25 protein-coding genes are annotated in these 25,750 nt (G+C 66.7%); 15 read left to right on the top strand and 10 right to left on the bottom strand.

All coding sequences use genetic code 11. The features are described from left to right. Window positions 1-17 precede the first annotated feature (17 nt). Together thpR and HL666_RS25890 are read right to left on the bottom strand one after the other, a co-directional pair. Window positions 18-557, bottom strand: a complete 540-nt coding sequence (gene thpR, locus HL666_RS25895; RefSeq protein WP_172112919.1) for an RNA 2',3'-cyclic phosphodiesterase — start codon at window positions 555-557, stop codon at window positions 18-20. Window positions 558-762: 205 nt separating this feature from the next. Beyond that, window positions 763-1,395: an arylesterase gene (locus HL666_RS25890; protein WP_172113071.1), complete on the bottom strand. Its 633-nt coding sequence runs from the start codon at window positions 1,393-1,395 to the stop codon at window positions 763-765. A 55-nt stretch (window positions 1,396-1,450) separates the two neighbouring features. Here HL666_RS25890 and HL666_RS25885 point away from each other — a divergent pair, with 55 nt between their 5' ends. From HL666_RS25885 to HL666_RS25870, 4 genes are all read left to right on the top strand, one after another. Then, window positions 1,451-2,188 carry an ABC transporter ATP-binding protein gene (locus HL666_RS25885; protein WP_172112920.1) on the top strand — a complete coding sequence of 246 codons (738 nt, stop codon included), beginning with the start codon at window positions 1,451-1,453 and terminating at the stop codon, window positions 2,186-2,188. After that, window positions 2,185-4,755 carry an ABC transporter permease gene (locus tag HL666_RS25880; RefSeq protein ID WP_172184313.1) on the top strand — a complete coding sequence of 857 codons (2,571 nt, stop codon included), beginning with the start codon at window positions 2,185-2,187 and terminating at the stop codon, window positions 4,753-4,755. The genes HL666_RS25885 and HL666_RS25880 overlap by 4 nt, the downstream gene beginning before the upstream one ends. A gap of 292 nt (window positions 4,756-5,047) precedes the next feature. Further along, window positions 5,048-5,839: a Bax inhibitor-1/YccA family protein gene (locus tag HL666_RS25875; protein ID WP_172133649.1), complete on the top strand. Its 792-nt coding sequence runs from the start codon at window positions 5,048-5,050 to the stop codon at window positions 5,837-5,839. Window positions 5,840-5,995: 156 nt separating this feature from the next. Next, window positions 5,996-6,523: a GNAT family N-acetyltransferase gene (locus tag HL666_RS25870; protein ID WP_172112923.1), complete on the top strand. Its 528-nt coding sequence runs from the start codon at window positions 5,996-5,998 to the stop codon at window positions 6,521-6,523. Window positions 6,524-6,550: 27 nt separating this feature from the next. Here the strand turns inward: HL666_RS25870 and HL666_RS25865 are convergent, their stop codons facing one another. From HL666_RS25865 to acnA, 3 genes are all read right to left on the bottom strand, one after another. Continuing rightward, window positions 6,551-6,916, bottom strand: coding sequence for a DUF2794 domain-containing protein (locus HL666_RS25865; protein WP_172112924.1), 366 nt, complete (start codon window positions 6,914-6,916; stop codon window positions 6,551-6,553). A 417-nt stretch (window positions 6,917-7,333) separates the two neighbouring features. Continuing rightward, the gene (locus HL666_RS25860; RefSeq protein WP_172113072.1) at window positions 7,334-8,116 is read right to left on the bottom strand and encodes a DUF1223 domain-containing protein; all 783 of its coding nucleotides are present in this window, start codon (window positions 8,114-8,116) and stop codon (window positions 7,334-7,336) included. A gap of 189 nt (window positions 8,117-8,305) precedes the next feature. Next, window positions 8,306-11,026 (bottom strand): aconitate hydratase AcnA, encoded by a 2,721-nt coding sequence (gene acnA, locus HL666_RS25855; RefSeq protein ID WP_172184310.1) that lies wholly within the window; start codon window positions 11,024-11,026, stop codon window positions 8,306-8,308. Between the two features lie 223 nt (window positions 11,027-11,249). Between acnA and ccmA the strand changes: the two genes are divergently transcribed. From ccmA to HL666_RS25830, 5 genes are all read left to right on the top strand, one after another. Next, on the top strand, window positions 11,250-11,879 hold the full coding sequence (gene ccmA, locus HL666_RS25850) for a heme ABC exporter ATP-binding protein CcmA (protein ID WP_172112926.1): 630 nt from the start codon (window positions 11,250-11,252) through the stop codon (window positions 11,877-11,879). 325 nt (window positions 11,880-12,204) lie between these two features. Next, window positions 12,205-12,873, top strand: a complete 669-nt coding sequence (ccmB, locus tag HL666_RS25845; RefSeq protein WP_172184307.1) for a heme exporter protein CcmB — start codon at window positions 12,205-12,207, stop codon at window positions 12,871-12,873. Between the two features lie 92 nt (window positions 12,874-12,965). Further along, window positions 12,966-13,742, top strand: a complete 777-nt coding sequence (locus tag HL666_RS25840) for a heme ABC transporter permease (RefSeq protein ID WP_172184304.1) — start codon at window positions 12,966-12,968, stop codon at window positions 13,740-13,742. Window position 13,743: 1 nt separating this feature from the next. Next, window positions 13,744-13,923 (top strand): heme exporter protein CcmD, encoded by a 180-nt coding sequence (ccmD, locus tag HL666_RS25835; protein WP_172112929.1) that lies wholly within the window; start codon window positions 13,744-13,746, stop codon window positions 13,921-13,923. After that, on the top strand, window positions 13,920-14,516 hold the full coding sequence (locus HL666_RS25830; RefSeq protein WP_172112930.1) for a DsbE family thiol:disulfide interchange protein: 597 nt from the start codon (window positions 13,920-13,922) through the stop codon (window positions 14,514-14,516). Before ccmD ends, HL666_RS25830 begins: the two co-directional genes overlap by 4 nt. Window positions 14,517-14,757: 241 nt before the next feature. Here the strand turns inward: HL666_RS25830 and HL666_RS25825 are convergent, their stop codons facing one another. Next, a complete protein-coding gene (locus HL666_RS25825) occupies window positions 14,758-15,360 on the bottom strand; it encodes a septation protein A (RefSeq protein WP_172184302.1) in 603 nt (200 codons plus the stop codon). Window positions 15,361-15,444: 84 nt separating this feature from the next. Then, window positions 15,445-16,392 (bottom strand): signal recognition particle-docking protein FtsY, encoded by a 948-nt coding sequence (gene ftsY / locus HL666_RS25820; RefSeq protein ID WP_172112932.1) that lies wholly within the window; start codon window positions 16,390-16,392, stop codon window positions 15,445-15,447. A 59-nt stretch (window positions 16,393-16,451) separates the two neighbouring features. Between ftsY and HL666_RS25815 the strand changes: the two genes are divergently transcribed. Next, window positions 16,452-17,348 carry an RluA family pseudouridine synthase gene (locus HL666_RS25815; protein WP_172184300.1) on the top strand — a complete coding sequence of 299 codons (897 nt, stop codon included), beginning with the start codon at window positions 16,452-16,454 and terminating at the stop codon, window positions 17,346-17,348. 120 nt (window positions 17,349-17,468) lie between these two features. On the opposite strand, the gene mtaB is transcribed toward HL666_RS25815, so the two are convergent. Beyond that, complete coding sequence (gene mtaB, locus HL666_RS25810) at window positions 17,469-18,797, bottom strand: tRNA (N(6)-L-threonylcarbamoyladenosine(37)-C(2))-methylthiotransferase MtaB (protein WP_172184298.1); 1,329 nt, start codon at window positions 18,795-18,797, stop codon at window positions 17,469-17,471. Then, window positions 18,794-19,663, bottom strand: a complete 870-nt coding sequence (gene dapF / locus HL666_RS25805) for a diaminopimelate epimerase (protein WP_172184295.1) — start codon at window positions 19,661-19,663, stop codon at window positions 18,794-18,796. The genes mtaB and dapF overlap by 4 nt, the downstream gene beginning before the upstream one ends. A 169-nt stretch (window positions 19,664-19,832) precedes the next feature. On the opposite strand from dapF, the gene HL666_RS25800 reads away from it, so the two are divergent. Both HL666_RS25800 and HL666_RS25795 read left to right on the top strand, forming a co-directional pair. Continuing rightward, on the top strand, window positions 19,833-20,600 hold the full coding sequence (locus tag HL666_RS25800) for a GyrI-like domain-containing protein (RefSeq protein ID WP_172184292.1): 768 nt from the start codon (window positions 19,833-19,835) through the stop codon (window positions 20,598-20,600). An 8-nt stretch (window positions 20,601-20,608) separates the two neighbouring features. Beyond that, window positions 20,609-21,316, top strand: a complete 708-nt coding sequence (locus HL666_RS25795) for an SIMPL domain-containing protein (RefSeq protein ID WP_210262146.1) — start codon at window positions 20,609-20,611, stop codon at window positions 21,314-21,316. A gap of 212 nt (window positions 21,317-21,528) precedes the next feature. On the opposite strand, the gene HL666_RS25790 is transcribed toward HL666_RS25795, so the two are convergent. Further along, on the bottom strand, window positions 21,529-22,521 hold the full coding sequence (locus HL666_RS25790; RefSeq protein ID WP_172184289.1) for an MBL fold metallo-hydrolase: 993 nt from the start codon (window positions 22,519-22,521) through the stop codon (window positions 21,529-21,531). 424 nt (window positions 22,522-22,945) lie between these two features. Here HL666_RS25790 and ffh point away from each other — a divergent pair, with 424 nt between their 5' ends. From ffh to rimM, 3 genes are all read left to right on the top strand, one after another. After that, window positions 22,946-24,493 (top strand): signal recognition particle protein, encoded by a 1,548-nt coding sequence (gene ffh / locus HL666_RS25785; protein WP_172133659.1) that lies wholly within the window; start codon window positions 22,946-22,948, stop codon window positions 24,491-24,493. A gap of 170 nt (window positions 24,494-24,663) precedes the next feature. Next, a complete protein-coding gene (gene rpsP, locus HL666_RS25780) occupies window positions 24,664-24,996 on the top strand; it encodes a 30S ribosomal protein S16 (RefSeq protein ID WP_006611500.1) in 333 nt (110 codons plus the stop codon). Window positions 24,997-25,123: 127 nt separating this feature from the next. Beyond that, the gene (rimM, locus tag HL666_RS25775) at window positions 25,124-25,705 is read left to right on the top strand and encodes a ribosome maturation factor RimM (protein WP_172133660.1); all 582 of its coding nucleotides are present in this window, start codon (window positions 25,124-25,126) and stop codon (window positions 25,703-25,705) included. The last annotated feature ends 45 nt before the right edge of the window (window positions 25,706-25,750 follow it).

The raw sequence follows: 25,750 nt of genomic DNA, 5'->3' as shown, positions 1-25,750 counted from the left end.
AGCCGCCATCCCGGCCCTCACGCCGGGCAGAGGTCGTACGCGTCCTCGACGATATAGGGGCCACCTCCGGTCGACGCGCGTGACGAGAACAGCACGAAGCGCTCGGCGACGAAGACCCGGCTGGGGAAGTAGCCGCGGACGGAGAGATAATCGGCGACGTCCTGACTCGACGCATCGTGCAGCCGCGCCAGCGTGACGTGGGGCACGAACTTGCGCCCCTCCGGATCGAGGCCGATCCGCTGCATCAATCGCTCGAGCTCGGCCTGCAATTCGATCAACGGCCGGCTTGGCGCGATGTTGGCGACGACCGCACGCGGCTTGCGGCCGCCGAAGCTGGAGAGACCCTGTACCGTGACCTCGAACGGCTTGCGGTTCACCCGCCACAGCATCGAGGCGATCTCGTTCGCGGAGGCGCCGTCGATGTCACCGATGAAGCGCAACGTCACATGATAATTTTCAGGATCGATCCAGCGGGCGCCGGGAAGGCCACCCCGCAAATTGGAGAGGGTTTGGCCGACCTCGGCCGGGATCTCCAGTCCGGTAAACAGACGCGGCATCGTTTCAGGACTCCCGATGCTGGAGGCTGATCTCGAAAGGTGACGAGATCATGCCTTGACGAGATGATCGACGACGAATCGCCAATGCAACATTCCTACCGAACTTATATGACTCCGCGACGGAAGCAGCGTTAACGCCGTGAAAACCTGCGGAAAACCCGGTCTTTAAGGTTATCGCAAATGCCCGGCTGACGGCTTCGCTCCTTCATTGCCCACGAAGCGGACGCAGGAATGCTTCGACCATAGGCAGCATCCGGGAAACGATGATGTCGACGCCCGCAGCGGTGGGATGGATGCCGTCCGCCTGGTTCAGCTTGGCGTCGGCGGCGACGCCGTCGAGAAAGAACGGGTACAGCGGCACGTCGAACTGCTTGGCGAGATCAGGGTAGATCGTGTTGAACTTCGCGGCGTAGTCGCTGCCGTAATTCGGCGGCGCCAGCATGCCGCACAACATCACGGCGATGCCGCGCGCCTTGAGCTTGGTCACGATCTCGGTCAGCGCCTTGCGGGTGACGGCGGGGTCGATGCCGCGCAGCGCATCGTTGGCGCCGAGTTCGACGATGACGGCCTCGGTGCCGTCGGCCACCGACCAGTCGAGCCGGTCGCGGCCGCCTGAGGAGGTGTCGCCGGACACCCCGGCATTGGTCATGTCGACCTTCAGCCCCTTGTCGTTCAACGCCTTTTGCAACTTGGCCGGAAACGCATCCGAGGCGGACAGGCCGAGCCCGGCGCTCAAGGAGTCGCCGAGCACGACGAGCTTGATCGGCTTGCCGGGGTCAGCGCCGGCGAAGGCGGGTCCGACTGTCATCAAGGCGAGCATCAACACGAGTATGTGCACGAAGATGCGTCCGCGCCCCTCGACCCGGCTTGCGGAGTTGCCATATGACCGAGCCATGGACAGTCTCATCGAAACCTCGCGTTTGGCCGGCACAGCGCCGGACACCATTACCATCTCCAACGTCAACCTCTCGCTCGGCACCGGCGCGGCGCGGGTTCACATCCTCAAGGACATCAGCCTGCGGGTGGGACAGGGCGAGACGATCGGCCTGATCGGCCCCTCGGGATCGGGGAAGTCCACGCTGCTGATGGTGATGGCGGGGTTGGAACGTCCTGACAGCGGTGAGGTGGTGGTCGGCGGCACCGCTTTCAATGCCCTGGACGAGGACGCCCTGGCCCGGTTCCGCGGCCGTCAGGTCGGCATCGTCTTCCAGTCCTTTCACCTGATCCCGACCATGACCGCGCTGGAGAACGTCGCCGTGCCGCTCGAACTGGCCGGACATGCCGGCGCCGCCGAGCGCGCCGCCCGCGAGCTCGAGCAGGTCGGCCTCGGCCACCGGCTGCACCATTATCCGACCCAGCTGTCCGGCGGCGAGCAGCAGCGGGTGGCGCTGGCCCGCGCCCTCGCGCCGGATCCGGCGATCCTGGTCGCGGACGAGCCGACAGGCAATCTCGACGAGACCACCGGGCGGCAGATCGTCGACCTGCTGTTCACCAAGCATGCCGAACGCGGCATGACCCTGGTGCTGGTGACCCACGACAGCGGCCTTGCGCATCGTTGCGACCGCGTCGTGCGGCTGCGCTCGGGGCGGATCGAAGCCGACGGCGGCACGCACGAGCCTGCCGACGCATGAGCACGATCGCGGAACCGATCTCCGGCCGCCGCATGGCGGCTCTGCCGGTGCGCTACGCCTTGCGCGAGCTGCGCGGCGGACTGCGCGGCTTCTACGTCTTCATCGCCTGCATCGCGCTCGGCGTGCTGGCCATCGCCGGCGTCGGCTCGGTGGCGGCGAGCCTCAATGATGGATTGGTGCGCGAGGGCCGCACGCTGCTCGGCGGCGACGTCGCCTTCTCGCTGTTTCAGCGCGAGGCCAAGCCCGAGGAGGTCGCATTCCTCCGCTCGCGCGGCCAAGTCTCTCTGGCGGCAACCTTACGCGCCATGGTGCGCTCCGGCGACGCCAAGCTGGCGCTGGTCGAGCTCAAGGCCGTCGACAACGCCTATCCGCTGCTCGGCAAGGCCGAGCTCCAGCCCGACCTGCCGCTCGGCGACATCCTGGCCGAGCGCGACGGCGCGTTCGGCGCGGCCGCCGACCCGGCGCTGCTGGCACGGCTGGACCTGAAGATCGGCGACATCGTCAGCATCGACACCGTGCGTTTCCAGATCCGCAGCGCGCTTGCTGCCGAGCCGGACAAGCTGTCCGGCGGCATCGGCCTCGGGCCGCGCTTCCTGGTCAGCGAAGCGGGCCTGCGAGCCACGCCGCTGCTGCAGCCCGGCAGCCTGGTGCGCTGGACCTACCGGGTCCGGCTGCCCGACAATGCCACCGACGATCGCGCCGCGGCCTCCTTCATCGCCGATACGCGCCTGACGCTGCCCTCGGCCGGCTGGGAGATCCGCAGCCGCAGCAATGCATCGCCGCAGCTGGAGCGGACGATCGGCCGCTTCTCCCAGTTCCTGACCCTGGTCGGCCTCGCCGCTCTCCTGGTCGGCGGCGTCGGCGTCGCCAACGCGGTCAAGAGCCATGTCGACCGCCGCACCGAGGTGATCGCAGCGTTCAAGGCGCTCGGCGCCACCAGCCGCGATGTGTTCGGCATCTATCTGGTGCAGGTGATGGTGCTCGCCACGATCGGTTCGATCATCGGACTCTGCGCCGGCGCCGCCTTGCCCTTCGCCATCGTCGGCCTGTTCGGCAACATCCTGCCGCTGCCGGTGATCCCCGCGGTCCATCCGGACGAACTGGCCCTATCCTTCCTGTACGGCCTGCTGACCGCCCTGGCGTTCGGTCTGTGGCCGCTCGGGCGGGTGCGTGACGTGCCTGTGGCCGCGCTGTTCCGCGAGGCGGTGATTGCCGAATGGCACCGGCCGCGCTGGAGCTATCTGGCCCTGATCACCGGCACGGTTGCGCTGCTGATCGCCGTCGTGATCGGCCTGTCCTACGACAAGCGCATCGCCGCCGTGTTCGTCGTCGCCGCCGCACTGGTGTTCGTGCTGCTGCGGGGCATTGCCGCCGGGGTGATGGCGATGGCGCGCGGGCTGCCGCGCAGCCGTTTCCCGATGCTCAGGCTCGCGGTCAGCAACATCTATCGCCCGGGCGCGCTGACGCCGTCAGTGGTGCTGTCGCTGGGATTGGGACTGGCGGTGCTGGTCACGATCACCCAGATCGACGGCAATCTGCGGCGGCAATTCCTGGCGCAGCTGCCGGAGCAGGCGCCGTCATTCTTCTTCATCGACGTGCCCTCAGGCGAGGCCGACCGCTTCCGCGGCTTCCTCAAGGAGCTGGCGCCGCAATCCACGGTCGACAACGTGCCGATGCTGCGCGGACGGATCGTCTCGGCCGGCGGCGTCCGCGCCGAGGATCTCAAGGCGACGGCGGACACCGAATGGGTGCTGCAGAGCGACCGCGGCCTGACCTACACCGGCGAGATCCCAAAGGGCTCCAAGGTGGTCGAGGGCGAATGGTGGGGCGAGAATTACAGCGGCCCGCCGCTGGTCTCGATCGAGAAGCGGATCGCCGATGGTCTGGGCCTCAAGCTCGGCGACGACATCGTCGTCAACGTGCTTGGGCGCGACATCGCGGCTCGGATCGGCAACATGCGCACGATCGACTGGCAGGGTCTCGGCATCAATTTCGTGCTGGTGTTCTCCCCGAACGCCTTCAAGGGCGCGCCCCACACCCACGTCGCCACCCTGACCGAGGCGCACTCCGATGCCGCGGAGGACGCCCGCGTCATCCGCAAGGTCGCCGACGCCTTCCCGATGGTGACCAGCGTGCGCGTCCGCGAGGTCATGGAGACCGTCGGCTCGGTCGTCTCCAACCTGGCGCTCGCGATCCGCGGCGCCAGCGCGGTGACGCTGATCTCGGCCATCCTGGTGCTGGGCGGGGCGCTGGCTGCCGGCCACCGCCACCGGGTCTACGATGCGGTCATCCTGAAGACGCTGGGCGCCACCCGGCTGCGGCTGCTCGGCGCCTACGCGCTCGAATATCTGATGATCGGCTTCGCGACCGCCGCGTTCGGCGTGATCGCCGGCTCCGTTTCGGCGTGGCTGATCGTGACCCGGCTGATGACCTTGAGCTTCGCCTGGCAGGCCGGCAGCGCCGCGCTGGTCGTGCTGGCCGCGCTGGTGGTGACCGTCGGCCTCGGCCTCGCCGGGACGCTGTTGGCGCTCAACCAGAAGCCGGCAACGGTTCTGAGGAACCTTTGAGGAATTGCGCGCGGGGAATTGCGCGCTCATGCCGCACGGTTAACGGGTTTTTCACGGCGCAAACGCGCGCGGAGCGACATTCAGCCGCGCGTGGAAGCTTGCAGCGATTATGCTAGTTTCCCATTTAAGGATTGGGCTCAGAGAGCTGCCAAAGAGACCCGCCTAAAGATGGCGAATTTGCCGATGACGCAAATTTAATATCTGTGGCAGCGGGTATGAGATAGGGTTTTTCGAGAACCGGCTAAAGGTCCTGCCAGGACCGGACTGCCGGGCAACCAACGGGAATTCGACCATGTCGGACCTAGACCGCAACTATGCTTCACCCTTTGGCCGGGTGGCCGGGCGCGCCGATGCCGCGACCGTCGACGCCGGTCTGCGCGCCTACATGCTGCGCATCTACAATTACATGAGCATCGGTCTGGCCATCACCGGCCTCGCTGCGCTCGGCGTCTACATGGCGTCGGTGACCGGCGATCCGGCGGCCGGCGTATCCAAGATCGGCAACGCCTATCTGACGCAGTTCGGCTACGCGATGTTCGTGAGCCCGCTGAAGTGGCTGTTCATCCTGGCCCCCTTGGTCATGGTGTTCGCGATCTCGGCTGGCATCAACCGCCTGGCGCCGTCGACCGCACAGATCCTGTTCTGGGTGTTCTCGGCCTTGATGGGCATCTCGCTGTCGTCGATCTTCCTGGTGTACACCCACACCTCGATCGTGCGGGTGTTCTTCATCACCGCGGCGACGTTCGGTGCGCTGAGCCTGTACGGCTACACGACCAAGCGTGACATGACGGGCATGGGTTCGTTCCTGTTCATGGGCCTGATCGGCATCGTGCTGGCGAGCCTCGTGAACCTGTTCCTGGCGAGCTCGATGCTGCAGTTCATCGTGTCGGTGATCGGCGTGTTCGTGTTCGCCGGCCTGACCGCCTGGGACACGCAGCGCCTGAAGAACGAGTACATCTACGGCTACGCCTCCGCGGGCGGCGACGTTGCCGAGCGCGCAGCGATCACCGGCGCCCTGTCGCTGTACTTGAACTTCATCAACCTGTTCACGCTGCTGCTGCAGCTGCTCGGACAGCGCGATTGATCCATCCGCTCGCAAGACGAGCGACCAATCAGAGCCCCGGCCTCAGCGCCGGGGCTTTTCGTTTGTGCAATCGGCTGAGAACATGCCTCGCGTCGGGAACGGCAGCCATGCGGGGACGATGTTGATCGGCCGCTTCGCCCTGGTATTGTTCCACCCATGTCCGACATCGAGATCCGGCCCACCCAGGAGGCCGACCTTCCCGCCATCACCGCCATCTATGGCCAGGCCGTCCGCGAGGGCACGGCCACCTTCGAGCTCGACCCGCCCGACCTTGCGGAGATGACCCGCCGCTTCCGGGCCCTCAGCGACGGCGGCTTCCCTTACTTCGCTGCCCTGCTGAATGGGCAGGTCGTCGGTTATGCCTATGCTGGCCCTTACCGACCGCGGCCCGCCTATCGCTTCACGGTCGAGAACTCTGTGTATCTCGCGCCGGCCAGCCAGCGCCGCGGCATCGGGATGCGGCTGATGCGCGCGCTGATCGAGGCGTGCGAGATCCGCGGCTTCCGCCAGATGATCGCCGTCATCGGCGACTCCGCCAATGCCGGTTCGGTCGGGCTGCATACCGCCTGCGGCTTCGAGATGATCGGCACCCATCCGAGCGTCGGCCTGAAATTCGGCCGCTGGCTGGATACCGTCATGATGCAACGAGCACTTGGACCGGGCAGCAGCGACATCCCGGCTTAGACGGCGCGGATAGTATGGGGCGCTGGCTCAGACCAGCGCCGGCTTCGGCGCGATCGCGAGCAGCACGCGCTCCAGCTCATGGCCGCGGCGCAGGATCAGACCGGTCGCCGAGATCACGCTGTACATGCCCTGCTTGCGCGCCAGCCGCGGATCCTTCTCGATTCGGTAGAGTGGCACCTCGGAGGCGCGGCGGAAGACCGAGAACACGGCGCGGTCGCGCAGGAAGTCGATCGAGTAGTCGCGCCACTCGCCGTCGGCGACCATCCGGCCGTAGAGATTGAGAATGCGGTTCAGCTCAAGACGATCGAACGTCACCCGGTTGGGCGCTGCGGCCACATTGCGCGCCGCCGCGCGGTTCTCGCTGGGATCGGCATCCTCCGGGGTGAGGTTCATGAGCGTCCTCCTGTCATCTGTGTGACATGATCGCGCCAACCGGCGGAAGCCGCAAGGGGCGGTTTTCATTATCGAACTTGACAGCTTCCGGCTCGCACGCGAGTTCCGCGAACACGCAAGCGTCACGGGATCGTTAGCGGAATCATAATCGCGCCGCGTTTCCGCCCAGGGACTGCCCCCGACGTTAGGCATAAGATTCGTGTGCGTTGGCCCGGTCCTTTCGGTTCCGGATTCCTCAGCCCCCAGCCCCCCGGGGTCGTCAGGATCGGGTCTATTCACAAGTAAGGCAAAGGGCCAACGCAAGTTGGTCCTTTTGCTTTTTGGGCGTGAGCTTGCGCAAGGATCTTGCAACGCGCCCCCAGGGGGACGCCTCAACGAGCCGCGGGCCAGCGGGAGAAAGGTGAGCGGCGAGTGGGCTCAGCGCTCGGGAGCGCGCACCGTTGCCGAGGCTCGGCTGACCAATGGCAGGTCTGAATGGGCCGCGCCGAGCATCAGGCCTGGCCGGTCGCGGCTGCCGTCCTGTACATAGACGACGGCACCATCGACGCCCTCACGGACGATCTTTTCCAGCGGCACGCTCCAGCTCGCCGACGAGCCATTCCAGTCGCCCAGCTTCATCACACCGCGAACGACGTTGTAATAGGTCAGCTCCCGGCCGCCATTCTCGCCGCGCGCGACCTGGATCGGAACGACGCGCGCGATCGAGCACACCCAGACCTCGCCGTGCTTGCGCGCCGCATGCTCGTCCGCCGCGGCCACCGACACCGTCAGCTCCTGGCCTTCGATCGACAGACTGACCGGCACCGACATCACGGCACCGCCCCGAGCAGTCTCCTCGATGGCGCCCTCGATCGCGTCGCGATCGCTGCCGATCACATGCAGGGAGCCATTCACCACGGCCTGCGGGGTGTAGACCTCACGATCCCCGCGGGCTCGCGAATAGGCCCGCTGCCGCGCCGTAAACCGCGAGTCTGCCAGGGTATCCTTCCAGCCCAGATAATCCCAATAATCGATCGGCAGAGACAGGGCGATGACGGAGGGGTCGCGGGCGAGGTCGCCGAGCAACTTGTCGGCCGGCGGGCAGGATGAGCAGCCCTGCGACGTGAACAGTTCGATCACCGCACGGGGATCAGCGGCCGCCGGCCGGACGAAAGCGATGACCGCACAGACACCCAGCGCCGCGCGCGACCACCACGACATCTGTCCACTCATCGCCACTGTCCCGTCTGGACCACCGTCCGCTGCGCCCTAGCGCATCACCCTATCCGCGATGCCGTCCTCGTAGTTAACAAACCGAAAATGCAAAGGAGGCGGCCTTTGTCATAGGCCGCCTCCTTCATCACCCGCTACTCACTTCAGAGTGAGCCAAACTGTCGCATCGCGCTTTGGTTAAGCGGCCAGCTTGCGCAGCACGTAGTGCAGGATGCCGCCGTTCCGGTAGTAGTCCAGCTCGTCCAGCGTATCGATCCGGCAGAGCAGTGGCACCTGCTGCGCCGCACCGTCGGCCGAGATGATCTCGGCGGTCAGGGTCTGGCGCGGCTTCAGGTCACCCTGGAGGCCCTTGATGGTGACCTTCTCGTCGCCCTTCAGACCCAGCGACGACCACGAGGTGCCCTCCTGGAAGGTGAGCGGCAGCACGCCCATGCCGACCAGGTTCGAGCGGTGGATGCGCTCGAAGCTCTGGCAGATCACGGCGCGGACGCCGAGCAGACGGGTGCCCTTGGCGGCCCAGTCACGCGACGAGCCGTTGCCGTATTCGGCGCCGGCGAACACCACCAGCGGCACGCCCTCTTCCTGGTACTTCATGGCGGCGTCGTAGATCGACATCTGCTCGCCGTCGGGCCAGTGCTTGGTCAGGCCGCCCTCGGGGATGTTGCCGTCGGCGCCCTTGAGCATGAAGTTCTTGATGCGGATGTTGGCGAAGGTGCCGCGCATCATGATCTCGTGATTGCCGCGGCGGGTGCCGTACTGGTTGAAGTCGGCCGGGCGGACCTGGTGCTCGCTGAGGAATTTTCCGGCGGGCGAGGTCAGCTTGATCGAACCGGCCGGGGAGATGTGGTCGGTGGTGATCTTGTCGCCGAACAGCGCCAGCACGCGGGCCTCGACGATATCCTTGATCGGCTCCGGCTCCTTCTTCATGCCCTCGAAATACGGCGGGTTCTGCACGTAGGTCGACGACATGTTCCAGCGATAGGTCTCGCTCTCGACGGTCTTGATCTTGCGCCAGTTGGTGTCGCCCTTGAACACGTCGGCGTAGCGCTTCTTGAAGATCGACGCCTTGACGAACTTCTTGACGTAGTCATTGACCTCCTTGGTCGTCGGCCAGATGTCCTTCAGGTAGACCGGCTTCTTGTCCTTGCCGATGCCGATCGGCTCGACCGCCAGGTCCTTGGTCACGGTGCCGGCCAGCGCGTAGGCGACGACCAGCGGCGGCGAGGCCAGGTAGTTGGCCTGCACGTCCGGCGAGACGCGGCCTTCGAAGTTGCGGTTGCCCGACAGCACCGCCGCCGCGACGACGCCATTGTCGTTGATCGACTTCGAGATCTCCTCCGGCAGCGGACCCGAATTGCCGATGCAGGTGGTGCAGCCGAAGCCGACCAAATTGAAGCCGACCTTGTCGAGGTCCTTCTGCAGACCGGAGTTCGCGAGGTATTCGGCAACCACCTGACTGCCCGGGGCGAGCGAGGTCTTCACCCACGGCTTGGCCTTGAGGCCCTTGGCGGCGGCGTTGCGGGCCAGCAGGCCGGCGCCGATCAGCACGCTCGGATTCGAGGTGTTGGTGCAGGAGGTGATGGCGGCGATGACGACGTCGCCATGGCCGATGTCGAAGTCCTTGCCCTCCACCGGGAAGCGCTGCTCGGCGGCATCCGGCTTCTTGTACTCACCGGCCAGCGCGGTCGCGAAGCCCTCGGCCACTGCGGGGAGCGCGATGCGACCCTCGGGACGCTTCGGACCGGCCATCGACGGCACGACGTCGCCGAGATCCAAATTCAGCGTCTGCGTGAACACCGGGTCAGCCGACTTGGCGGTACGGAACAGCCCCTGCGCCTTGGCGTAGGCTTCGACCAGGGCGACGCGCGGGCCCTTGCGCCCGGACGTCTTGAGATAGTCGATGGTGGCGGTGTCGACCGGGAAGAAGCCGCAGGTCGCGCCGTATTCCGGGGCCATGTTGGCGATGGTCGACTTGTCGGCGACCGAGAGATGGTCGAGGCCGGGGCCGAAGAACTCGACGAACTTGCCGACGACGCCGAGCTTGCGCAGCATCTGGGTGACGGTCAGCACGAGGTCGGTCGCGGTGACGCCTTCCTTCAGCGCGCCGGTCAGCTTGAAGCCGACGACGTCGGGCAGCAGCATCGACAGCGGCTGGCCGAGCATGCAGGCCTCGGCCTCGATGCCGCCGACGCCCCAGCCGAGCACGGCCAGACCATTGACCATGGTGGTGTGCGAATCGGTGCCGACCAGCGAATCCGGATAGGCGACCTCGAAGGTGCCCTTGGTGCGGCCGATCGTCATCTTCTCCTTCTTGGTCCAGACCGTCTGCGCCAGGTATTCGAGGTTGACCTGGTGGCAGATGCCGGTGCCGGGCGGCACGACGGAGAAGTTGGAGAACGCCTTCTGGCCCCACTTCAGGAATTCGTAGCGCTCCTGATTCTGCTTGTACTCCTCGGCGACGTTCTTGCCGAACGCCTTGTTGTCACCGAAGTAGTTCACGATTACCGAGTGGTCGATGACGAGATCGACCGGCACCAGCGGGTTGATCTTCTCGGCGTCGCCGCCGAGCGCCTGCATCGCGTTGCGCATGGCGGCGAGGTCGACCACGGCGGGGACGCCGGTGAAATCCTGCATCAGCACGCGCGCCGGACGGAAGGCGATCTCGTGCTCCAGCGACTTCTTGCGCAGCCATTTCGACACTGCGACGATGTCGTCCTTGGTGACGGTGCGGCCGTCCTCGTTGCGCAGCAGGTTCTCGAGCAGCACCTTCATCGAGTAGGGCAGCTTGGAGATGTCCTTGAGACCGTTCTTCTCGGCTGTGGGCAAGCTGTAATAGATGTAGCTCTTCGTTCCGACCTTGAGGGTCTTGCGACACTTGAAGCTGTCGAGCGAGGTCATGCGTGGAAATCCCAATTGATCTGGATACCCCGAGGGGGTATTTAAGAACCGTCAGCGCGAGGCGCCGGATGGCTTGCAGCGGGCGATTGTGTGCTGCATCAAGGTCGGGCTTATAGAAGCTTTCTAACTGCGCCGCCACAGCCACAAGCAAGCCGCGACGTGGCATCACCCACAAATTCTCACACGCTAGCCATCAATTTCGTAAGGGCTGATACGACGGGCCATGCAGCAGACTCCACCACTGTCACCGAGGCTGTTCGGACACGACGTCAGATGCGTGCGCGGCGGCCGCGAGGTGTTCGCGGGGTTGGCCTTCGAGGCGCGCGCGGGTGAGGCGCTGGCGGTGACGGGACACAATGGCGCGGGCAAGACCTCGCTGCTGCGGCTGATCGCGGGGCTGCTGCTGCCGGCCGGCGGCACCATCGCGATCGAGGGCGGCGAGGCTGAGCTGACCGTGCCTGAGCAGGCGCATTACCTCGGCCACCGCGACGCGCTGAAGCCGGCGCTCAGCGTGGCTGAGAACCTGACCTTCTGGGCCGACTTCCTCGGCGGCGGAATGACGCGTCCGATCCCGGATTGCCTCGCCGCGGTCGGCATCGCGCACGCGATCGACCTGCCGGCCGGCTACCTCTCCGCCGGCCAGCGCCGCCGGCTATCCCTGGCCCGCCTGCTCGCCGTGCCCCGCCTGCTGTGGCTGCTCGACGAGCCGACCGCGGCACTCGACGTCGCGGGCCAGACCATGTTCGCGGGGCTGATGCGCGAGCATCTCGCAGGGGGCGGGCTGATCGTCGCCGCCACGCACGGGCCGCTGGGCATCGATACGCTTGAGCTGCGGATTGGAGGCGCTCAATGACCCGCCCTCGCTGCGTCACCATCCCACCCACCGCCCTCTCCGTTCCCTCCCCCCTTGTGGGGGAGGGTCAGGGAGGGGGGTGCCCCACGACGCGCTCTGATTTGTTCGCAAAGAACCAACTGCGACAAACACCGGCCCCTCGGCTCCCCTCCCCCTTGCTGGGAGGGGGCGGGGGCGGGGGCGGGGGTCCACACGGGCGGTCTCACCCGGAGCCACCCCCCTCCCTAGCCCTCCCCCACAAGGGGGGAGGGAACGCGGTGTGCGCGGGGAAAGAGCGCGGCTCACACCTTGGCAGGGCAACGTCGACATCCGAGGCCCACCCCGCATGACCGCCCTCGGCGCTCTCATCCGCCGCGACATCCGGATCGCGCTGCGCATCGGCGGCGGCGCGCTGATCGGTGTGCTGTTCTTTCTCACCGTCGTCGTGCTGATGCCATTCGCGGTCGGGCCGGACTTGGCTCTGCTGACCCGGCTCGGTCCCGCGATCCTGTGGCTCGGCGCCCTGCTCTCCAGCCTGCTCACGCTGGACCGTCTCTTCACCGCCGACCACGACGACGGCTCGCTCGACCTGATCGTCATGAGCCGGACACCGCTGGAACTCGCCTGCGCCGCCAAGGCGCTGGCGCACTGGCTCGCCGCCGGCCTGCCGCTGGTGATCGCGACCCCCGTGCTCGGCCTGCTGCTGAACCTCGACGCGACAGCGACTGGCGCCGTTGCGCTGACACTATTGGCTGGCACACCGGCGCTGACCTTCATCGGCATGATCGGGGCGGCGCTGGCGGTGACCATGCACCGCGGCGGCCTGCTTCTCGCCGTCCTGGTGCTGCCGCTGTCGATCCCGGTGCTGATCTTCGGCGTCGCGGCGTCGCAAGCAGCCATCGTCGGGCCGCTGCCATTCGGCGCGCCGTTCTCGATCCTCTGCGCGCTCTCGCTGGTCAGCTTCGTGATCGGCCCGTTCGCGGCTGCAACCAGCCTGCGCAACGGCCTGGACTAACGGAACACCGGCGGGGTTTGACCATGATCAACTCTTGCCGAGCCGCGCCGTGCTGATGGACTGCAACCGCTTCCGCCTTTAACAAGGTTTTCATGTCGCTGATCGACCTCGCCAATCCCACCCGGTTCCTTGCGCTCGCCGCGCGGCTATTGCCGTGGCTGGCCCTGGTCACCGTCGTGCTGCTGGCCGCCGGCCTGTACCTGTCGGCTCAGGCGCCCGACGATTACCAGCAGGGCGCGACCGTCAAGATCATGTTCATCCATGTGCCCAACGCATGGTTGTCGATGTTCGTCTGGGGCGTGATGAGCATCGCCTCGCTCGGCACCCTGGTCTGGCGGCATCCGCTTGCCGACGTCGCGGCCAAGGCCGCCGCGCCGATCGGCGCCAGCTTCACCTTTCTGGCGCTGCTGACCGGCTCGCTATGGGGCCGGCCGATGTGGGGCACCTATTGGGAGTGGGATGCGCGGCTGACTTCAGTGCTGATCCTGTTCCTGATGTATCTCGGCCTGATGGCGCTGTGGCGCGCGGTCGACGATCCGACCCGCGCCGCGCGTGCCGCGGCCGTGCTGACGCTGGTCGGCGCGATCAATCTGCCGATCATCAAGTTCTCCGTCGACTGGTGGAACACGCTGCACCAACCGGCCTCGGTGATGCGGATGGGCGGAACGGCACTCGACAAATCATTCCTGATCCCGCTGCTGGTGATGGCGGTCGGCTTCTCGTTCCTGTTCATCACCCTGCATGTCGCCGCGATGCGCAACGAGATCCTGCGCCGCCGCGTGCGCAGCCTGCAGATGCTGCAGGCGCGGGCCTACAGCGGAAGCGCCCCGGCCGGCAGCGCGACCGGCCAGATCGCCGGAGCCGCCTGAGATGGACCTCGGCCCCTACACCTCCTTTATCGCCACCTCCTATCTCGCAGCCGCGCTCGTCGTCGTGCTGCTGATCGGCTGGATCGCCATCGACTACCGCATCCAGAAGGCGCGGCTGCGCGCGCTCGAGGAGAGCGGAATCAGCCGCCGCTCCGGCCGCGCCGCCACGGACTTGCAATGACCGACCAGAAAGATCCTGACGGGGCGCCGCGTCGGCGCTCGCTATTGATGTTGCTGCCGCTCGTGGTGTTTCTCGGACTGGCTGCCTTGTTCTGGTCCCGCCTCGGCAATGGCGACCCCTCGCGCATTCCATCAGCGCTGATCGGCCGCCCCGCGCCCGCGACGCCGCTGCCGCCACTGCCCGAGCTCGCCAAGGATGGTGCCGCCGTGCCGGGGCTCGACCCGGCCGTGCTGAAGGGCAAGGTCAGCATCGTCAATGTCTGGGCGTCCTGGTGCGTGCCGTGCCATGACGAGGCGCCGCTGCTGGTCGATCTCGGCCGCGACAAGCGCTTCCAGATCATCGGCATCAACTACAAGGACGGCGCCGACAATGCGCGGCGCTTCCTCGGCCGCTACGGCAATCCCTATGACGTCGTCGGCGTCGACGGCAATGGCCGCGCCGGCATCGAATGGGGCGTCTACGGCGTGCCCGAGACCTTCGTCGTCGGCCGCGAGGGCACCATCGTCTACAAGCTGGTCGGCCCAATCACGGCCCAGAACATCGATGCGGTGCTGAAGCCGGAGATCGAGAAGGCGCTGAAGGCGGGCGGTTAGTCGGCCGTCGTTGCAAGCGATGCTGCGATGAAAGCGGACTCCGAACCGGAATGTCGGCCCCGCTCTCGCCTCCCGTCATTCCGGGGCGGCGCGAAGCGACGAGCACGGAATCCATAACCACGAGCGGTCACGTGGCGAAGACCAGCGCCACGACCATCTCGCGTCACATGCGATTTCGTGGCTATGGATTCCGGGCTCGCGCCACTACGCGGCGCGCCCCGGAATGACGGCTGTGAGAAAGCTACCCCTTGCTCACATCCCCCTCCGCAGCGTCGCTGGCTTCCAGCGACGCCGGGTCCTGGTGATAGCGCTTGATCAGCGGCATCTGGGCGATGGCGAAGATCATAGTCAACGGCACGACGCCGAACGCCTTGAAGCCAACCCAGAAATCGGTCGTCTGGGTCCGCCAGACGATCTCGTTCAGCACCGCCATGGCGGCGAAGAACAGCGCCCAGCGGAAGGTGAGAATGCGCCAGCCCGCTGATGTCAGATTAAACATCTGATCGAACATGATCGCGATGAAGGAGCGATTGAACAGCAGTCCGCCGCCGAGCACCGCTGCGAACAGGGCATAGATGATTGTCGGCTTGACCTTGATGAAGGTCTCGTCGTGCAGCACCAGGGTCAGCGTGCCGAACACGATCACGACGACGGCGGTGACCAGCGCCATCAGCGGCACGTGCCGCGTCACGACATAGGAGGCGATCAGCGCTACGATGATCGCCACCATGAAGGCGCCGGTGGCCGCGAACAAATTGAACTTGGCGTTGACGACGAAGAAGACGATGAGCGGGCCGAGCTCGGTGGCCAGCTTGAACAGCGGATGCGGCTGGGTCTTGTCCATTCCATGTCCTGTTGGCTGTCGTCAGCGGCGACGCAGCTGATCCCGTCGTCTTCGATCACGCCGCGCCGAAGCGGCGTGGCCGCATCAGTCCTCGATGCCGGCAATCGCCCGCGCGAAATCCTTCGCGGCGAACGGCTGCAGATCCTCGACACCCTCGCCGACGCCGATGAAGTGCACCGGCAGCTTGAACTTCTCCGACAGCGCCACGAGGATGCCGCCGCGCGCCGTACCGTCGAGCTTGGTCATCACCAGCCCCGTCACGCCTGCCGTACGATGAAACGCCTCGACCTGCGACAGCGCATTTTGTCCCACGGTGGCATCGAGCACCAGCAGCACCGCATGCGGCGCCGTTTCGTCCACCTTGCGAATGACACGCACCACCTTCTCAAGCTCATTCATCAGCTCGGCCTTGTTCTGCAGCCGGCCGGCGGTATCGATCAGCAGGATGTCGCGGCCCTGCTCCTTCGCGGCAGTGATGGCATTGAAGGCGAGGCTTGCGGAATCAGAGCCCTGCGCGCCGGCGATCACCGGCGCCCGGGTGCGCTCGCCCCAGACCTTGAGCTGCTCGATTGCGGCGGCACGGAAGGTGTCGCCCGCAGCCAGCATCACCTGCTTGCCTTCGGAAGCGAATTTCTGGGCGAGCTTGCCGATGGTCGTGGTCTTGCCGGAGCCGTTGACGCCGACCACGAGGATGACGAACGGCTTGTGGCCGGCCTCGACCACCAGCGGCTTTGCCACCGGCGACAGCACCTTCTCGACCTCGGTCGCGACGACAGCCTTGACCTCGTCGGCGCTGATCGCCTTGTCGTAACGGCCGGTCCCGACGGCCTCCGCAATCCGCGCCGCCACGCTGGTGCCGAGATCGGCCCGCAGCAGCACGTCCTCGATGTCGTCAAGCATCGCGCGGTCGAGCTTGCGCTTGGTGACGAGATCGGCCACGGCGGTACCGAGCGCGCCGGAGGTGCGCTTCAGGCCGTCCGACAGCCGCCGCCACCACGACCGCTTGGGTGTTTCGGAGGTGGTATCGTTCATGGCGTGGTGTTAGCCCTTTCCAACTCCAAACGAAAGCTCACAGCCGCGTTACGGTTTCCATGGACATTAACCAACCCACCGACGAGGAGATGCTGGCCCGCGTGCTCCACCGCGACGGGCTGATGCTCGTGATCGACAAGCCGGCCGGCATTCCCGTGCACAAGGGGCCGAAGGGCGGACCGAACCTCGAAGCCTCGTTCGACGCGCTGCGCTTCGGCCTGCCGCGCCCCCCGGTGCTGGCGCATCGGCTGGACAAGGAAACCTCGGGCTGTCTGGTGCTCGGCCGCCATCGCAAGGCAACGGCCTCGCTCGGGCTTTTGTTCAAGCACGGCAAGATTTCGAAGACCTATTGGGCGGTGGTCGAGGGCGGCCCCGAGGCTGACGAAGGTGTGATCGAGCTGCCGCTGGGCAAGCTGAACGCGGAGAGGGGCTGGTGGCAGAAGCCGGATCCGCAGGGCCAGCCGGCGGTGACGAAGTGGCGCGTGCTGGGACGGTCGTATGCCCTTGCTAGCCACGCCACTCACTCCTCCCCCGCTTGCGGCCCCGACTCCCCTCCCCCTTGCGGGGAGGGGTCGGGGGTGGGGGTCCCCACGGGCAGTCTCGCCCGGAGCCACCCCCCTCCCCAGCCCTCCCCCACAAGGGGGGAGGGAGCAGACCGCGCGGCTGGCGAGAGCGGGGCTTCATCAGTCAACCTGACAAAGCTCACCTGGCTCGCCATGGAACCGGTTACCGGCCGCACGCATCAACTGCGCGTGCATTCAGCGTCCCAGGGCTGGCCGATCGTCGGCGACAACATCTATGGCAACGGGCCACGCTTCGGCGAGCCGCGGCTGCATCTGCATGCGCGCGAGATTTCGATCCCGCTGTCGAAGAACAAGCCGCCGGTGCAGGTCGTCGCGCCCGCGCCGGCGCACATGCATGAGCGGCTGCGGTTGTGTGGGTGGAATGGGGAGTAAGTCCCGCATCGACCCAAGAGAGACGCAATCAACGCAAGTGAGAGCTAGCGCTCGTGCCACACCCTTAGCCGTCATCGCCCGGCTTGACCGGGCGATCCAGTATTCCAGAGGCAGTCGTTTTCAACCGAGAGGCCGCGGCGTACTGGATCGCCCGGTCAAGCCGGGCGATGACACCGAGGGTGGGACTAACAGCTTCGTATCATCATGTCCGATGATCGCGAGCCGCTGCACCGTGCCAGGCACCGCGCCGCTGGCTCCCACCGGCAGATAATGCTCTGTCCGGCCCTGCGTCGCGCTCTCGATCAACACCTCGCGCTCACAGCCGATCTCAGCATCCAACCGCCGCCGCAACGCCGCCTCGCCCGCCGCCCGCAGCCGCCGCGCACGGTCGCGGATCACGGCGCCATCGACCTGCGGCATGCGCGCGGCCGGCGTGCCGGGACGCGGCGAATAGGGAAACACGTGGAGGAAGGTCAGGCCGCATTCCTCGACCAGGTCGAGCGAGCGCGCGAACATCTCTTCGGTCTCGGTCGGGAAGCCCGCGATCAGATCGGCGCCCAGCGCGATGTCGGGCCGCAATCGCCGCACTTGGTCGCAGAACGCGATGGCATCGGCGCGCGCATGCCGCCGCTTCATCCGCTTCAGGATCAGGTCGTCGCCGGCCTGCAATGACAGATGCAGATGCGGCATCAGCCTGGCATCCTCTGCGAGCGCGTCGATCAGATCGGCATCGGCCTCGATCGAATCGATCGAGGAGATGCGCAGGCGCTGCAGCTCCGGCACGTGACGCAGGATCTGTTTCAACAACCGGCCGAGCTTCGGCGCTCCCGGCAGGTCGGCGCCATAGCTTGTCAGATCGACGCCGGTCAGCACGATCTCGGCATGGCCGCGCTCCGTCAATGTCCGCACCTGATCGAGAACGGCGCCCATCGGCACCGAGCGCGAATTGCCGCGGCCATAGGGAATGATGCAGAAGGTGCAGCGATGGTCGCAGCCGTTCTGCACCTGGACGAACGCGCGCGGCAGGCCGTGCTGGAAGCCGTCGACCAGATGCGGCGCCATCTCCTTGACGGCCATGATGTCGGAGACGGCAACCTTCTCGGACGCATCGATGCCGAACCGGGGTGCCGCCAAGGCCTGTGCGGTGGTGCGCCACGCAGCAGGCTGCAGCTTGTCGTCATTGCCGATGACGCGGTCGACCTCGGGCATGGCGGCGAACATGGCAGCCTGCGTCTGCGCCGCACAGCCGGTCACGACGATGCGCGCATCGGGGCGCTCGCGTTTGAGCTTGCGGATCGACTGGCGTGCCTGCGCGACGGCCTCGTTGGTGACGGCGCAGCTGTTGATGATAATGGTGTCGTCCGCGCCCGCCGCCTCGGCATGCCGCGCAATCAGCTCGGATTCGAACGCGTTCAGCCGGCAGCCGAAGGTGACGACCTCGACGCTCATGCGACGCTGGCGAACAGCTCTGGCTCGAACCGCCCCTCGAACTCGAACGTCGCCGTGCCCGTCATCAGCACGTGATCGTCGCGCTCGCGCCACTCAATCGTCAGTTCGCCGCCGGGCAAGGTCATCTGCACGATGCGGTTGGCGCGCTTCAGCCGGGCGGCCGCAACGGCCGTTGCGCAGGCCGCCGAGCCGCACGCCCTGGTCAGCCCCGCGCCCCGCTCCCAGGTGCGCATCGTGATGTGGTCGCGGTCGACGATGCGGGCGATCGTGATGTTGGCGCGCTCGGGGAAGATCGGGTGGTTTTCCAACAGCGGCCCGAAGCGCTCGAGGTCATAACCGTTGACGTCGCCGTCCACCCAGAACACCGCGTGCGGATTGCCCATGTTGACGACCGACGGCGAATGCAGGATCGGCGCGTCGATCGGCCCGATCTGCAGCTCGATATAGCGGGTGTCGCGGAATTCCTCGGCCAGCGGAATGTCCTGCCAACCGAACTTCGGCACGCCCATGTCGACCGTGTAGAGATCGGGCGCCGGCCCCTGCCAGCAGTTCAGAAGCCCGGCCCGCGTTTCGAACGTCGCGCTCGTCTGTCCCGTCTTCCCGAACACCTGCCGCACCACGCAGCGCATGCCGTTGCCGCAGGCGCCGGATTCCGAGCCGTCATTGTTGTAGATGCGGATGAAGGCTTCGGTCCCGCCGAGCCGCGGCGGCTGCAGCACCATCAGCTGGTCGTAGGGCACGCGGGACGCAACCGCGCGCGCCTCGTCCGGCGTGACGGCATGCTTCACATCGCGCAGATCGAGCACGACGATCTCGTTGCCGATCCCGTTCATCTTGACGAAGCTGTGGTTGGCGAGCGCGCTCATCAAAATATCCAAATTGTGTCCGTCTTATATGGCCACAGGCGTGGCCTTGACCAGTCCGCAGGGGGACATGACGCATCTGTCATGGGACGCCACGCCGCCGGGCATGTTAGGACCAGCCATTCGCCGGCACGAACCGGGCAAACCAGCACGGCCACTGGAGAATAGTCGAATGAACCTCAGCACTTTCCGCCTCGTTCTGGCCGTGAGCTCGGTCGCGCTGGCGCTGGGCGGTCCGATCGCCCGGGCGCAGGCGCCGTCGGCCTCCCCGGCTCCGGCGGCCTCAGCCTCGCCCGCGCCGGCCCCAAGCGCGCCCCCCGCACCCACGGCTTCCCCTGCACCGGCCGCCTCGGCCAGTCCGGCGCCCGCGCCCAGCCCGACGCCGGCTGCCAGCGCCAGCCCTTCGCCCTCATCGTCGCCGGCTGCCGCGCAGGCGCCAGCCACCACCGCACCACCCACGGCGGCGCCCGCCCAGTCGGCCGACGCCTTCGGCGACGAGATCAAGCTCGAGGCCAAGAAGGTGGTGCTCGTGAAGGGCACCGCCAATTGGGACAACGCCTTCGACACGCTGATCGACTCGTTCAAGGCACTGTCGACCACCCTGGACAAGCAGGGCGTCAAGCCGGCCGGCAACGGCATGATCGTCTACACCTCGACCGACGACACCGGCTTCACCTTCTTCGCCGAGATCCCGGTCGAGCAGGAGCCGAAGACGCTCGGCAAGGGCATGAGCATCGGCCAGTCGCCCGAGGGCAAGGCGCTGAAGTTCGTGCATCGCGGCTCCTACGACAACATGGACAACACCTACGAGGCGATCACCAACCATCTTGACGAGCGCCGGCTGGAGGCCAAGGACACGTTCATCGAGGAGTACATGACCGATCCGCTGAAGACCGCCGAGGACAAGCTCGTCATCAACGTCTACGTGCCGCTGAAGTGAGCGCCATCATGATCAGACCGATCCTCGCGGCCGCGATCGCGGCCAGTACTGCAATGCCGGTCTTGGCGGAAGACATTGCCCGGCAGGACACGCCGGCGATCACCGTCAGCGGCGAGGCCAGCGTGTCGGCGCCGCCGGATCTGGCGCAGATCGATGCCGGTGTGGCGTCGGACGCCAAGACAGCGCGCGAAGCTGCCGAGGCCAACAATGCCGCCATGGCGAAGGTGCTGCAGGCGCTCAAGGCGGCAGGGATCGCCGACAAGGACTATCAGACCTCGCGGCTGTCGCTGCAGCCGCAATATCAGCAGAACCGGCCCGGCCAGCCGGCCGTGACCGGCTATCGCGCCAGCAACCGCGTCACGATCAAGGTGCATGATGTCAGCAAGGTCGCCGGCGTGATCGACACGCTGGTCGGCGCCGGCGCCAATGATGTCGGCAACATCTACTTCACCGTGGCCGAGCCATCGAAGCTGCTCGACCAGGCGCGCGAGAAGGCTGTCGCCGACGCCCGCCGCAAGGCCGAGATCTACGCCAAGGCCGCCGGCGTCACGCTCGGCCAGCCGCTCAACATCGCCGAGGACGGCGCGCCCGCCCCGGTTTTCCGCGCCAAGACATTCGCCGCACCGATGGCTGCCACGCCGACCCCGGTCGCGCAGGGCGAGGAGACGCTGTCGGTGACGGTCAGCGTCACCTGGGCGATCAAGGCGGCGCAGTAGTATGGCCTCACGCCCGCGCGGCGCATTGTGCGTCGTGGGAGCCGACGCCGCAGCAACAAACTCGGTGTCGTCCCGGCCTTGAGCCGGGACCCATACTCCGCGGCGGATGTTGTCGCGCGAGATGGAGCTGCCAGCCTTCGCAACACAGCGTTCGGTGGTTATGGGTTTCGGCTCAAGGCCGGGACGACACCATTGTTGGTGCGGCAGCCGGATTAGATCTCCACCACCTGCCCCGGCTTCAGCACACCAAACCGCTCGCGCGGGATGCCGGCGGAATCGAGCGCGGCGTGCAGGGCATGGACCGGCGCGTCGATCGCCTCGTCCGTCAGCTGAAACGTGCCGTGGTGATGCGCCAGCGCAGTCTCGGCGCCGCAGTCCTGCAGCGCCTGCACGGCATCCTCGGGATTCATGTGCTGGTCGCGCATGAACCAGCGCGGCTCGTAGGCGCCGATCGGCAGGATCGCCAGCCTGATCGGCGCGTGCGCTTCGGCGACGCGGCGGAAATGCGAGCCTGTGCCATAGCCGGAATCGCCGACGATGTAGAGACGGCCGCGTGGCGTCTCCAGCACGAAGCTCGCCCACAGCGCCTTGTTGCGGTCCAGGATCCCGCGCGCCGTCCAATGCCGGGTCGGCACCAGGGTGACCGCGACCTCGTCGTTCAGCGGCACCCGATCGTGCCAGTCATAGGCCTCGGCGCGGATCTTCGAATCCGCATCGGTCATGGTGAGGTCGTTGCCGAGCGGCGTCACCACGCGCGGCGAAAAGCGCGCCGTGAGTTTCGAGAGCGTCCGGATGTCCAGATGGTCGTAGTGTCCATGCGTCACCAGCACGACGTCGATATGCGGCAGCGCCTCGAAGGCGATGCCGGGATCGTTGCAGCGCTTGGGTCCGGCGAACGACACTGGCGACACCCGCTCCGACCAGACTGGGTCGACGAGGATGTTGAGCCCGCCGGTCTGGATCAACCAGCTGGCATGGCCGATGAACGACAGCCGCACCGTCTCGCCGTCGATCCGGTGCGGCGGGGTGTCGGCATGCGGGTTCGGCACCCAGGCCGGCCAGCGGGCGCGTTTCTCGCGGCGGTCGAACTGCCAGCGCAGCACATCGGTGAGGGATTTGGGCGGAACGCCGTCGGGATCGTAGAAGCGCTTGCCGTCGAAATGGTCGGTGACGGGGCCGGAATAGGTCCTGGAACGGCGCAGCAAAGGGGCCTCGCAAGGGAAGCTGACAAAGGAAAGCTGAACTGGCACAACAGGTAAGCGGCCTCGCCGAGTCCGGCAACGGGACGCCCGGAAGCAAGTTTCCTTGACTTTTCCGCCCGCGGAGGGTTTAACCCGGCCGAATTTCGGAAAGTTTCGTCTTTTCGAGCCACCGCCCGGCCCTGGAGGCCGGAGGTCACCGCCCGACAGCGCTGTGCGCCCTCGGGCGCAAAGGTGTTTGGACGATCGGGTTTCGGCAAGACGGCCGAAACATACATGATCGTCATGCCCCGCGCAGGCAGGGCATCCAGTACGCCGCGGCGCCTCGGATCGAGCCGCGCTGCCACGGAGTACTGGATCACCCGCCTTCGCGGGTGATGACGGCGAAGAATTCAACTGCCTGCCGCGCGCAGGACAAAGGACGAAGCAAGTGTTCGACAATCTGTCGGAAAGGCTTGGCGGCATTCTCGATCGGCTGACGGGGCGCGGTTCGCTCTCGGAAGCCGATGTCGACGCCGCGATGCGCGAGGTCCGCCGGGCGCTGCTCGAGGCCGACGTCGCGCTGGAGGTTGTCCGCAGCTTCACCGAGCGCGTGCGCGAGCAGGCAATCGGCGCCACCGTCGTCAAATCGGTCACCCCCGGCCAGATGGTCGTCAAGATCGTCCATGACGAGCTGGTCAAGACGCTCGGCGATGACGGCCAGACCATCGATCTCAACGCCGTGCCGCCGGTGCCGATCATGATGGTCGGCCTGCAGGGCTCCGGCAAGACGACCACGACCGCCAAGCTCGCGCGCCGCATGGTCCAGCGCGACAAGCGCAAGGTGCTGATGGCCTCGCTCGACGTCTACCGTCCGGCCGCCATGGAGCAGCTCGCGGTGCTCGGCCGCGACCTGGACATCCCGACCCTGCCGATCGTCGCCGGCCAGATGCCGCCGCAGATCGCGCGCCGCGCCATCGAGGCCGCCAAGCTCGGCGGCTACGACGTGGTGCTGCTCGACACCGCCGGCCGCACCACGCTCGACGAGGACATGATGAAGGAGGCCGCCGAGATCAAGGCGGTGGCCAACCCGCACGAGGTGCTGCTGGTCGCGGACTCGCTGACCGGCCAGGACGCCGTCAATCTCGCCCGCTCGTTCGACCAGCGCGTCGGCCTCACCGGCATCGCGCTGACCCGGATCGACGGCGACGGCCGCGGCGGCGCGGCGCTGTCGATGCGCGCGGTCACCGGCAAGCCGATCAAGCTGCTCGGCACCGGCGAGAAGACCGACGCGCTGGAAGACTTCTATCCGTCGCGGATCGCCGGCCGCATCCTCGGCATGGGCGACATCGTCTCGCTGGTCGAGAAGGCCGCGGCGAACATCGACGCCGAGAAGGCCGCGCGCGCCGCCGAGAAGATGCGCAAGGGTCAGTTCGACCTCAACGACATGCGCGAGCAGCTGTTGCAGATGTCGCAGATGGGCGGCATCAGCGGGCTGATGGGCATGATGCCCGGCATCTCCAAGATGAAGAACCAGATCGCGGCCGCCGGGATCGACGACAGGATCCTCAAGCGCCAGGTCGCGATCATCGATTCGATGACCCGCGAGGAGCGCAAGCATCCCGACCTGCTCAAGGCCAGCCGCAAGAAGCGCATCGCCGCCGGCTCCGGCCAGAGCGTCGAGCACGTCAACAAGCTGCTCAAGATGCACCGGAACATGGCCGACGTCATGAAGGCCATGGGCTCCGGCAAGCGCGGGCCGCTCGCCGGCATCGCCCAGGCGATGGGTTTCGGCGGTGGCGGCGGCATGCCCTCGCCCGATCAGCTCAAGGCGCTGGCCGAGAAGATGCCGGGCGGCATGCCCGGCGGTCTGCCGAATCTGCCGAAGGATCTGCCCGCCGGCCTGCGTGGTGGCTTGCCCAATCTGCCGGGCCTCACCGGCCTCAGCGGCAAGCCGACGCTGCCGGGCCTCGGCCTGCCTCCGGGGAAGAAGAAATAATGAGGATCATCCGCTCCTCTCTCCATTCGTCATTCCGGGGCGCGCGCAGCGCGAGCCCGGAATCCATACGCACGATCGTGGTTATGGATTCCGGGCTCACCGCTGCGCGGTGCCCCGGAATGACGGCTTAGCTCACATCAACTCATCAGAAGACACTCAGGAGAACTTTCATGTCCGTCGTCATTCGTCTCGCCCGTGCCGGCACCAAGAAGCGCCCGGTCTATCACGTCGTCGTCGCCGACTCGCGCTTTCCCCGCGACGGCCGCTTCATCGAGCGTCTCGGTCATTTCAATCCGCTGATGCCGAAGGACAACGAGGCGCGCCTCAAGCTCGACATGGAGAAGGTGAAAGCCTGGCTCGCCAAGGGCGCGCAGCCGTCCGACCGCGTCGCCCGCTTCCTCGACACCGCCGGCGTCAAGAAGCGCGAAGCCCGCCAGAACCCGATCAAGGCCGTGCCGCGCAAGGAGCGCAAGGCGCAGGCCGAAGCCGCCGCCAAGGGCTGAGATCCTTGACGATGCTGGCCTCATGCTTCGAGACGCACGGCTGTCGCCGTGCTCCTCAGCATGAGGAAATGGCTCCTCGTCCTGAGGAGCGCGCCCTTGCGCGCGTCTCGAAGGACGAGGCCTCCTGATGTCCAAGCTGATCTGCGTCGCCAGGATCGGCGCCGCGCACGGGGTTCGCGGCGAGGTTCGGCTGTGGACCTTCACCGAGGATCCGCTGGCCGTGCTGCATTACGGCCCGCTCACGACCAAGGACGGCAGTCGATCTTTCGAAGTCGCGAAGGCGCGCGAGGCCAAGGATCATCTCGTCGCCAGCATCAAGGGCGTCACCGACCGCAACGCCGCCGAGCGCCTCAACGGACTGGAGCTCTACGTCCCGCGCGACCGCCTTCCCGAGACCGATGACGACGAATACTACCACGCCGACCTGATCGGGCTTGCCGCCGAAACCACCGCCGGCGCACCGCTCGGCCGTGTGCTCGCCATCCATAATTTCGGCGCCGGCGACATCATCGAGATCGCCCCGCCGTCCGGAAGCACATTGATGCTGCCGTTCACCAATGCCGTGGTGCCGACGGTGGATCTGGCCGGCGGCCGGGTGATCATCGAGCTGCCGAGTGAGATCGACGGTGAGGACGAAGCGGCGTCCGATGAGGACGAGGTGGCCGCCCCAAACTCAGCTCGTCATCCCCGCGAAAGCGGCGATCCATAGCCACCGCAGCTGATTGGCTTGCGCGGGACTGACCGCGTGCCCCTT

It is taken from the genome of Bradyrhizobium aeschynomenes, from assembly GCF_013178945.1.
Lineage (GTDB): Bacteria > Pseudomonadota > Alphaproteobacteria > Rhizobiales > Xanthobacteraceae > Bradyrhizobium > Bradyrhizobium aeschynomenes.
This window is presented reverse-complemented; position numbering and strand designations above follow the sequence as displayed.

Coding starts and splice junctions, on each gene's coding strand:
- HL666_RS25840 (WP_172184304.1), top strand. CDS start 12,966: ATGTCGCTGATCGACCTCGCCAATCCCACCCGGTTCCTTGCGCTCGCC.
- ccmA (WP_172112926.1), top strand. CDS start 11,250: ATGCAGCAGACTCCACCACTGTCACCGAGGCTGTTCGGACACGACGTC.
- ccmB (WP_172184307.1), top strand. CDS start 12,205: ATGACCGCCCTCGGCGCTCTCATCCGCCGCGACATCCGGATCGCGCTG.
- HL666_RS25815 (WP_172184300.1), top strand. CDS start 16,452: ATGGACATTAACCAACCCACCGACGAGGAGATGCTGGCCCGCGTGCTC.
- rpsP (WP_006611500.1), top strand. CDS start 24,664: ATGTCCGTCGTCATTCGTCTCGCCCGTGCCGGCACCAAGAAGCGCCCG.
- HL666_RS25795 (WP_210262146.1), top strand. CDS start 20,609: ATGATCAGACCGATCCTCGCGGCCGCGATCGCGGCCAGTACTGCAATG.
- rimM (WP_172133660.1), top strand. CDS start 25,124: ATGTCCAAGCTGATCTGCGTCGCCAGGATCGGCGCCGCGCACGGGGTT.
- HL666_RS25825 (WP_172184302.1), bottom strand. CDS start 15,360: ATGGACAAGACCCAGCCGCATCCGCTGTTCAAGCTGGCCACCGAGCTC.
- HL666_RS25885 (WP_172112920.1), top strand. CDS start 1,451: ATGGACAGTCTCATCGAAACCTCGCGTTTGGCCGGCACAGCGCCGGAC.
- HL666_RS25875 (WP_172133649.1), top strand. CDS start 5,048: ATGTCGGACCTAGACCGCAACTATGCTTCACCCTTTGGCCGGGTGGCC.
- HL666_RS25860 (WP_172113072.1), bottom strand. CDS start 8,116: ATGTCGTGGTGGTCGCGCGCGGCGCTGGGTGTCTGTGCGGTCATCGCT.
- HL666_RS25865 (WP_172112924.1), bottom strand. CDS start 6,916: ATGAACCTCACCCCGGAGGATGCCGATCCCAGCGAGAACCGCGCGGCG.
- dapF (WP_172184295.1), bottom strand. CDS start 19,663: ATGAGCGCGCTCGCCAACCACAGCTTCGTCAAGATGAACGGGATCGGC.
- ftsY (WP_172112932.1), bottom strand. CDS start 16,392: ATGAACGATACCACCTCCGAAACACCCAAGCGGTCGTGGTGGCGGCGG.
- HL666_RS25800 (WP_172184292.1), top strand. CDS start 19,833: ATGAACCTCAGCACTTTCCGCCTCGTTCTGGCCGTGAGCTCGGTCGCG.
- HL666_RS25830 (WP_172112930.1), top strand. CDS start 13,920: ATGACCGACCAGAAAGATCCTGACGGGGCGCCGCGTCGGCGCTCGCTA.
- ccmD (WP_172112929.1), top strand. CDS start 13,744: ATGGACCTCGGCCCCTACACCTCCTTTATCGCCACCTCCTATCTCGCA.
- acnA (WP_172184310.1), bottom strand. CDS start 11,026: ATGACCTCGCTCGACAGCTTCAAGTGTCGCAAGACCCTCAAGGTCGGA.
- thpR (WP_172112919.1), bottom strand. CDS start 557: ATGCCGCGTCTGTTTACCGGACTGGAGATCCCGGCCGAGGTCGGCCAA.
- HL666_RS25880 (WP_172184313.1), top strand. CDS start 2,185: ATGAGCACGATCGCGGAACCGATCTCCGGCCGCCGCATGGCGGCTCTG.
- HL666_RS25870 (WP_172112923.1), top strand. CDS start 5,996: ATGTCCGACATCGAGATCCGGCCCACCCAGGAGGCCGACCTTCCCGCC.
- mtaB (WP_172184298.1), bottom strand. CDS start 18,797: ATGAGCGTCGAGGTCGTCACCTTCGGCTGCCGGCTGAACGCGTTCGAA.